Source organism: Ferrovibrio sp. (assembly GCF_035304305.1).
Taxonomy (GTDB): Bacteria; Pseudomonadota; Alphaproteobacteria; order Ferrovibrionales; family Ferrovibrionaceae; genus Ferrovibrio.
The window spans coordinates 1-3258 of sequence record NZ_DATGQG010000078.1; the positions used below are offsets into that span (position 1 = coordinate 1).

General features: G+C 69.5%; 1 protein-coding gene. It reads right to left on the reverse strand.

The window, feature by feature from the left end:
- Nucleotides 1–45: 45 nt before the first annotated feature.
- Nucleotides 46–2922 (reverse strand): bifunctional diguanylate cyclase/phosphodiesterase, encoded by a 2877-nt coding sequence (locus VKZ87_RS09865; RefSeq protein WP_324221085.1) that lies wholly within the window; start codon nucleotides 2920–2922, stop codon nucleotides 46–48.
- Nucleotides 2923–3258 lie beyond the last annotated feature (336 nt).

Genomic DNA, 3258 nt, shown 5'->3' on the forward strand with positions numbered 1-3258 from the left:
TGCCGGCGGTGAAGCGGAAGCCGGTTCGCCTCGACGCTCCGCCGCTCACCCCTTCAGATAGCGCTGCTCGAAATCCGCCGCGCTGAGCGGCTTGCTCCAGAGATAGCCCTGGCCCTCGTCGCAGCCGAGGCCGGCCAGCATCGCGCGGTCGGCTTCGGTTTCCACGCCCTCGGCCACCACGCGCAGGCCGAGATGGTGCGCCATGGTGATCACCGAGGCGACCACCGCCGCCGCCTCGCGGCTCTGCTGCATCTGCTGCACGAAGGAGCGGTCGATCTTCAGCGCATGCACCGGCAGGCTGACGAGATAGTTCAGCGAGGAATAGCCGGTGCCGAAATCGTCGATGTAGATCTTCGAGCCCATGTCGCGCAGCCGGTGCAGCACGCGCCGCGCCGCATCGGGATCGTCCACCAGCGCGCTCTCGGTCAGCTCGATGTCGACCAGGCTGGCCGGCACGCCCCAGGTGTCCAGCAGGGCGCGGAAGGAATCGAGGAAATTCGGATCGTAGAGATTCTTGGCCGAGAGGTTGACCGCCACCGGCAGCGCGCGGCCGCCCGCCACCCAGCCATGCTGGTGCCGGATCGCGGCATCGACGACGAAGCCGGTCATCGTGCGGATCAGGCCGGTCTCCTCGGCCAGCGGCACGAAACGCGCCGGCGCCAGGAAGCCGCGCGACGGATGGTTCCAGCGGATCAGCGCCTCGGCGCCGCAGGCCGCCCCGGTGGCGAGGTCGAATTTCGGCTGGAAATGCAGCTCCAGCTCGCGGCGGTCCAGGGCGGCGCGCAGCTCGGCGGCCAGCGCCAGCCGCTCGGGATTCTCGCGCTCCGTCGCGCCGCTGTAGACGAAATAGAAGGCCTCCTTGCGGGCGCCGTCGCGGGCCGCGATGGCGGCGCGGCGCACCAGCGGCTCGGCCTCGTCGCCATGGCCGGGATAGAAGGCGGCGCCGACCGAGGCCGTGATGTCGATCTGCGCGACGCCCACCGTCACCGGCTCGCGCAGGCACGTCTGGATCTGCCGCGCCGCCTGCGCCGCGCTGTCGGCAGTCATGCCGGGCAGGCAGAGGCCGAACTGGTTCACCGCGAGCCGCGCGACGCCGGCGCCGATCCCGGGCAGCTGCACCAGGCGGCCCGCCACCTCGCGGACCAGCTTGTTGGCCGGATCGTGGCCGAAGCCGTCATAGACCTCCTGCAGGTTCGGCAGATGCACGATCAGCACCGCCAGCGGCTCGTGCCGCCGCGCCGCCGCGGCCACCGCCTCGCCGGTCTGGCGCAGGAAGCTGGCGCGGTTGGGCAGGCCGGTGATGGCGTCGTGGCTCAGGGCGCGGCGCGCGATCTCCTCGGCCTCGCGCTGGCGGATCGCGTCGCGGGCGATCTTGATGCCGAAGGAAAGGTCGGCCGCCATCTCGTCGAGCAGCTCGACTTCCGGCGCGTCGAAGGCATCCTCCTGGCTCGCGATCAGGGTGAAGGTGCCGATCACCGCGTCCTCGACGATCAGCGGCAGCGAGATCACCGAGCCGAAGCCCAGCCGGATCGCCTCGTTGCGCCAGGGCCCGTATCTCCTGTCGCTGGCTATGCGCTGGATGATGCTGGGCCGGCGCGTGCGGATCGCGGTGCCGACCGAGCCGCGGCCGTGAGCGGTATCGGCCCAGGTGAGCCGCAGGCTGTCGATGAAGCCGCCGTCATGGCCGTAGCGCGCCACGGTTTCGACGCTCTTCGCCTCGTCATGGCGCAGGTAGTTGACGAAGGCGACGCGATAGCCGCCCTGTTCCACCGCCGTGCGGCACATCGCGTCCAGCAGCGCCTGTTCGCCGCGCTCGCGCAGCAGGGTGCGGTTGCCGGCGCTGAGCGTGCGGAAGGCGCGGGTGATGCTCTGGCCGTAGGCGGCAAGCTCGTCCAGCTTGCGGGCGAGCAGGCCCATGACGTGGTTCCGTTCGGTGAAGCCGGTGCGCACCGTCCAGTCGCCCTCGCCGAGCCGCTGCGCCGCCTGGGTGAGCTGGCGCACCGGACGCAGCAGCAGCCGGCGCGACAGGAACACCGCCAGCAGGCCGGAGAGCAGGATCGCGGCGCCCAGCGCGGCCAGGCCGTCGCGCTGCGCCCGGCGCTCCACCGTATCGATCGCGGCGGTCGGGATGCCGACGCGCACATAGAGATTGGCCTCGGGCACCTTCGCGAAGGCGATCACCCGGGCCACGCCGTCCAGCCCGGCCGACGTGGCCCAGCCTTCGCTGGCTGTCGCGATCGCGCCGCGGAAGCTTGCCGCCTCGAGAATCTCGCGGCCCACGAGATCATCGCCGCGCGGCGTGCGCGCGACGATGCGGCCCGTCGCGTCCGACAGGCTGACGATGGAATCGGCCGGCAGATGCAGACTGTCCAGCAGGGACTGCGCCCAGTTCAGGTCGAGGCTGGCGATCAGCATGCCCTCCAGCCGCTCGCTGTCGGCGATGGGCTGGGCGGCGACCAGCGTCCAGATTTTCGAGAAGCGGGTCTGCAGCACGTCGCTGACGGTGAAGCGGCCGCTCTGCTGCGCCTGGCGGAAATAGTCGCGGTCGTCCAGCCGCGCGCCGGCGACCTGCGCGGACGAGGCGCAGCGGATCTCGCCGTCCGGACCGGTCAGGGCGAGATGCAGGATGTGGGGGCCGAGCTGCGCCATTTCCTGCATCCGGCTGCTGCAGGCGGCGTGCTCTTCGCTGGCGGCATGGCTTTCGGCCAGGCGCGTCAGCTGCGCCTTCGTTTGCTGCAGTGCAATACCCTGCTGGTGCGCGATCGCCTTGGCCAGCGTCAGCGACTCGCGGCGCACCGCCTCCAGCGCCGCGTCGCGCTGCGCATCGACATAATAGAAGGCCAGGACCAGAAAGGGGGCTGCCAGCGCCGCCATCATGGCGAGGACGCGCAGCGAGAGCGCCGACAGGCGATTGTCGAACATGCTTCCCCCGAATGAGCCGGGCCCGCGCTACCTGCGGGTAGCGGGAAGCAGCTTATATTCACGCGCGGGCATTGCAATGCGTATCCCTCATGCGGGCAATGGTTGCAACTGAAAACACTGGCGGCTCAGCTACTTGCACCGGTTGCAGGCCCTGAATCGGCCACAACCAGATAACGCAAGAGATAAAAGTACCAGATCGGACCTAATTGTGACTCGCAGATCGGCTTGCCCGCACCTGCAGGAGGGCGGGACTCGCCTTTTGCCAAAAAAAGGTCATCAAAGCTGCCCTATCGTACAAAATTTGCTTGCGCCGCGCCGTTTCCGGACATAAAAAAC

Excerpts from the sequence above, each read along its gene's own strand:
- VKZ87_RS09865 (WP_324221085.1), bottom strand. The coding sequence starts at position 2,922 with ATGTTCGACAATCGCCTGTCGGCGCTCTCGCTGCGCGTCCTCGCCATG.